Source organism: Agrobacterium sp. CCNWLW155, from assembly GCF_036888815.1.
In the GTDB taxonomy this organism is placed as follows: domain Bacteria; phylum Pseudomonadota; class Alphaproteobacteria; order Rhizobiales; family Rhizobiaceae; genus Agrobacterium; species Agrobacterium radiobacter.
Window position 1 is genome coordinate 1 of the sequence record NZ_JBAKFW010000041.1, and the last position, 6,021, is coordinate 6,021.

3 protein-coding genes are annotated in these 6,021 nt (G+C 54.8%); all 3 read right to left on the minus strand.

Annotation, left to right across the window (positions count from 1 at the left end; genetic code table 11):
- Positions 1–371: 371 nt before the first annotated feature.
- Positions 372–1,688 (minus strand): HlyD family type I secretion periplasmic adaptor subunit, encoded by a 1,317-nt coding sequence (locus V6S97_RS28900; RefSeq protein WP_111785045.1) that lies wholly within the window; start codon positions 1,686–1,688, stop codon positions 372–374.
- A complete protein-coding gene (locus V6S97_RS28905) occupies positions 1,685–3,400 on the minus strand; it encodes a type I secretion system permease/ATPase (protein ID WP_236760369.1) in 1,716 nt (571 codons plus the stop codon). Before V6S97_RS28905 ends, V6S97_RS28900 begins: the two co-directional genes overlap by 4 nt.
- Positions 3,401–3,411: 11 nt before the next feature.
- Positions 3,412–6,021 (minus strand): calcium-binding protein (locus V6S97_RS28910; protein ID WP_334428421.1); only part of this gene is annotated, 2,610 nt, incomplete at its 5' end.

Here is a 6,021-nt window from a genome sequence, read left to right on the forward strand (position 1 = left end):
GCTAAGGAACGCCGCGTAAGTTCTCATTCCGTTCGTCCTTAGCGTACGATTTCGGACTGCTCTTGTTCTGACCCCAAGATTGCTGCCATAGCTTACCAGCAGCATCTCGTAGCCAATCAAATTCTTCATTGTAATGCAAGCGTCATGGAGATCGGCGCTCCGTAATGGGCCGAACGTAGACATTCTGAACTGCAAAGCTCTTGAGCGAAATCTAACTGCCGACCCATTTTTGTCGACCGTGAGCATATCACCGGTCATACCATTGTCTTCCCGCCGGGGCCCAACGAGGCACCACCCCACTGCCTCCAAAGAACTCACCGGGATCAGTTTAAACAATCAACCGCTGTCTTTTTCTTCTGCCGACCTGGCTATCAATCCTCGCGCATAGCCCTGTTGATCTGGTCGGCGAGCGGTTTGATGAGGTAGGACAAGGCGGTCCGTTCGCTCGTCTTGATGTACGCTTCGACCGGCATGCCTGCGAGCAGACTGAGGTTGCCAAGCTTTGACAGCTCCTCCGGCTCGATCTGGATACGGGCCGTATACCAGCTCTCACCCGTTTGTGGATTGTGAGCCAGGTCAGCGGCGACCGTTCTTACCTGACCAACAATTTCCGGAGTTGTGCGCTGGTTAAAAGCCGAAAAACGCAGGACTGCCTGCTGGCCAATATGCATCTGGTCGATGTCGGCGGGCTGTATACGCGCTTCAACGACAAGACGGTCATTGACCGGCACTATTTGCATGATAGTTTCACCTGCCCCGATAACGCCTCCAATGGTATGAACCGCCAGCTCATGAACTATGCCATCCTGCGGGGACCGGACGTCGATGCGTTTCAACTGGTCTTCGGCCGTGACCTTTTGTTCTGTGAGTTCGGCGAGTTTGTTATCGACGTCACGTAGTTCGGTAAGGACTTCGGCCAGGCGATCCTGATCAAGCTGAAGGATCTGGAGTTCCGTCTCTGTGACGCGCGTAGCCGCCCTTGCGATCTCGGCCATCAACTGTCCACGTTCGCCATCCAATTGAGCCCGCAGTCGCTCCAGTTCCGCAAGGCGGTTGAACTGGATCAGTTGCTGATCGGCAAGGTTTCTGACGCGGACGAGTTCCTGTCCAATCCACGACAACTCCTCTTCCTTGGCGTTCTTGCGAACAACGAGCCCTTCGTTTTCCTGATGTATCTGGTCGATACGCTGTCTGAGCTGAGCCTTCTGGCCATCAAGCGTCTGTTTTCGCGCGGCAAAAAGAGCGACTTCAGCTTTGATATATTCGACGCTATCTGCTTCGGCCTTTTGGCCGAGGGGTATCGTCGGAGCCGTGACTGCCGTCGCGCTCCCACGTTCAGCTGAAAGTCGCATTCGTCGGGCGCTCAACTGATCGATCTGTTTCCTAACCATGGCCAAACCGGCCCGCGTCACCGTATCGTCAAGCCGGACAAGCAAATCACCGGCCTTGACGACAGTCCCATTACGCACCTTGATATCGCCGACTATGCCGCCCTCTCGATGTTGGATACGTTTGACATTACCGTCGACGACAACGGTACCCGCACCTACTACGGCACCGGAAAGATTGGCTGTTGCAGCCCACCCGCCAATCCCTAAGACCATCAGGACAATGGCTCCAGCTCCTGTAAGTGTGTAGAGTCGGATAGAGGCGCTGGCCGCACTGGGGTTCGAGGCACCACGTTTCATGCTTTTTCCGATACAGCGCGCATAGTCGTTTTACGCAGCACCTCGTCACGTGGGCCGAAAGCGACCATCGCGCCTTGCGCAAGAACGAGAACATTGTCCACGGCAGAAAGCGCATTTGGCCGATGCGCGACAATTACCACGATGGCCCCTCGCTGACGGGCGACGACAATCGCGTTCGTCAGCGCCATTTCGCCTTCCGCATCAAGGCTGGCGTTCGGCTCGTCCAGAATGATCAGAAACGGCTCGCCAAACAACGCCCGTGCCAGACCTATTCTCTGGCGCTGTCCGGCAGAAAGAGACGCCCCACCGTTACCAATCCTGGTATCATATCCCTCCGGCATGGACAGAATGAGTTCATGCACATCCGCCTGTTTTGCCGCCTCTATAATTTCGGACGGGTTAGCCGTTGCGGAAAACCGACTGATGTTTTCCGCTATTGTTCCGTCAAATAATTCCACACCCTGTGGCAAGTAACCGATGGAAGGGCCGAGCGCTTCCGGATGCCATTGATCGATCTCCGCGCCGTCCAGCCTGACGGTTCCGCGTGCTGGAGGCCATATACCAACCAAAGCCCGTACAAGCGTGGATTTTCCGGAGCCACTAGGGCCAATAATGCCCAATCCCTGGCCCGCAGTTAGCGCGAAGGTGACATCGCGGACTGTGGGCGATTGATTGCCTGGAGCCACGACAGCAACACCAGACACAGCAAGTGTTTTCGATGGAGCCGGAAGAGCCATTCTGTCCTCACCCGGGCCGATCTTATCAAGAAGCTGGCCGAGACGGGCTTTGGCCTGCCGAAAGTTGACAAAGCCACGCCATTGACCGATGGCCTGCTCAATTGGCGCAAGCGCTCTTGATGTCAGGATGGAGGACGCAATCATCGCTCCCGGCGAAGCAAGCTGCTTAATGGCAAGCCAGGCTCCCAGCGCGAGAACGGCGGACTGCAATGCCAGGCGAAAAATCTTTGAGAATGTCGAGAACCCGCTCGTTGCGTCACTTGCCCGCCGCTGCTCCTCGACATAGGCCGCGTTTGTCTCGTGCCATTTGCGTGCGTAGGCACCTTTCATGCCCATCGCATACAACGCTTCTGCGTTCCTTCGTCCCGCTTCCAGGTAATCGGCACGCGTCGATGAAAGTGCAGCTACTCGCCGCGTCGGATCACGCAAAACAGCGTCGCTGAACAGAGTGAGCACGATCAGCAGGGTAGCTCCCGCAATCGCCAGCCAACCGAGATAGGAGTGAAAAAGAAACAATATGCCGATGTACAGAGGTAGCCATGGCATATCGCAAATCGCCACAGGACCTGGCCCGCTCATGAATTGGCGCAGATGCTCAAGATCGCGAACAGGCTGGGCCGCTACTTCCTTTTTTGACATTCTGAGTGGAAGCAGCATGACCGCATCGAAAGTCGGACCACCGAGTTGTTCTTCGATCCTTTCGCCGATGCGCGAGAGAATTCTGGATCTTATGAGTTCGAGAAGCCCCAAAAAAAGATAAAGAACGACAGCCAGGATAGACAAGGCCACGAGTGTCGGAACACTGCGGCTTGAGAGAACACGATCATAGACCTGCATCATAAACAGCGGGCCTGTCAGCATCAGAATATTAGTGAAAGCGCTAAGAATAGCTACCGACCCAAATGCGGCCCGTGTTGCTCGCAAGGCAGCGGCGACCAGAGGTCGCCGCACTTCAGTATTCAGATTTTTGGACAAGAATCATAATCCTATGCAACGAACCGCACGTCGTCCCGATGCAGGTCTGCAAGGTTGACGTTTGCAAGCGTAATACCATTCGTGCCGTCGATATTGATTATGGTATCGTTACCAACCTGTGACGCAGCCGCCAGAACTGCCTCAAAGTCCGTCAGGACACCTCCACGGAACTCCAGGACATCGCCAGTTCCAGCGCCGGCCACGAAATCACCGACGGTATCCCAGCCAAAGTCTGGCTTGAACACAAAGACATCGTTACCAGCACCTCCTTCCAGATAATCCCCGGTGTTGCCAAAACCTTCTATGATGTCATCGCCAGATGTGGTCAGCTGCGACAAAAGAACAGAGCGTATGTCCGTCTTGCTATAAGTCCAATCAGTAAAGACGAAAGATTCAATTCCTGCGTCATCATCGAAGAGTGTATTTTTGACGAGGATAGAGCCACCATCGCCCAAACCTGGGGACGATTCCGGTACTGTGATGAGCAAGTCTTCTCCCTGCCTCGTGAAACCGACATCCGAAAATGCAAGACCGGTCATTGTCAGACTATCGGACGCTCCTTCCGCCAACCCCTCTACCACTACGTCGTTACCACCTCCCCGGTTGTAAACATACGTGTCGTTACCCTTGCCTCCCGACAGCTCGTCGTCTCCGCCGCCTCCATCAAGACGGTCATTACCGGTGCCTGCAACAAATTCCTCGTCGCCGGCTCCACCTCTCAGGTCATCATCACCGGATCCCGTTACGATCTTTTCGATTGAGGTTATGGTCTCGATTCCTTCCGGGTTATCTCGCGTATGAGCCTTACCCGCGGAGAGATCGACGAACCAGTCGGCAGAGGAGTAACTGAAATCAACGGTGTCGAAGCCATTGCCGCCATCGTAATGATCAAGGCCAAGCCCGCCTTCAAGAGTGTCGTTGCCGTCACCGCCGATGAGGGTGTCGTTACCCGCGTCACCGAATATGAAGTCATCACCTCCGGCTCCGTTCAACTGATCGTCTCCCGCGCCACCACGGATGAGCTCCGATGCCGCCCCACCGTTAATGGTCTCGTTCGATGCATCGCCGACAATTGTCTCGCTATTCCCTGACGCAAGGCTGCTGTAATAGGTCTGCTTGAAGGCTGCTTGCGACCAGATCACGTCGTCGGCAAACCTGAACTCTTCAATGCCACCAAACTCGCCTACCAGCGTAATGGACCAGGCGTTGTTATGGTCTTCGATCCTGTAAAGTCCGCTCGCTTCACGCAAGATGCGAACCGACGTCGAGAAAATCCCTGGGCCGAATACCAGAACGTCGTTAGCGGCATTCTGACCGCTGTCCTGGATGACATCGTGTCCATCGTTTACTCCAAAATGATAGATGTCGGCGCCTTCCTTACCGTCTGCGACATCGTCGCCGGCCCCGCCGCTTATCACATCGCTTCCCTGCGTGCCGACAATCACGTCGTCGCCGCTGGTCATGGAAGATGCGAGGACGAGCGTCTCGATATCGCTGCGGCTTAGATGTTCTCCGGAGGAGAATGTCACCAGATCGATACCATGACCGGAGCCATCCAACTGGTTTTCGATAACGATCGACGAACCGCCGACCGTGATCAACAGAGAAGACCCGTCGCTGGCACGCCTGAATGCGATACCCGAACCCGAATAATTGAATTCGAAAATGAGTTCGTCGATTTCATCCACTGGCGAAAAGTCGGTAATCCTGTCGTTTCCATCGCCAAGCGAATACAGGTAGCGGTCTGCCCCCTGTCCGCCATTTAGAATATCATTTCCCATTCCGCCGCGAAGGACGTCGGCTCGATAGGTTCCCGTAAGAATATCATCGCCATTTGAAGATTGATTACCACCAGCGGTCGCTGTGATATTCGCCCTCGTCCACACTGTGCCGTTTGCAAACAGAAGGCGTTCAATTCCGGCACCATTTGTCGCCAACTGATTTTTCAGAAGGATCGCTTCTTCGCGCGACTTGATACGCATCACGAGATCGTCAGCGTTCTGCGCTGATATTTCAAAGAAAACGTCACTGGCCGTTATTCCGCTGCCCAGTTCAAGCGTATCGGTTGATGTTGTGTCAGCACCCTCTTCGATCGTATCGTGCCCATCTCCGAGTCCGAACACGTAAGTGTCTGCACCTAGGCCCCCTGCTAAACGATCATCGCCTCCGAGCCCCCGCAGCTTATCGTTTCCTTCCGTCCCGACGAGGATATCGCTTGCCGAGGTTCCTAGAACTGTTCCGACACTGTTTGAGGATTGTTGCTCGATTTTTGCCAAGTTCGACAGGGAGACACGCGTCCCGTCGGCAAACTCGACAAATTCAACAGATGAAATCTCAACACTATCGCCCGTGTCGGGCAGGATTATTGTTGTCCAGCCGGACGGATCGCTGAATACACGCAGATCACCCACCGCGATTGTTGCGCCGAAGCGCAGAGTGTCGGTTCCGTAGTTGCCGTAGAACACGTCATGACCGTCACCGCGATTGAAGATATAGACGTCGTTACCATAACCTGCATCGGCGTAGTCGTCGCCAGCACCGCCCGAGATCGTGTCGTCACCTTCGTCAGCATAGATACGATCGTCACCGGCACCCGAATTGATCACATCATTGCTGTCATA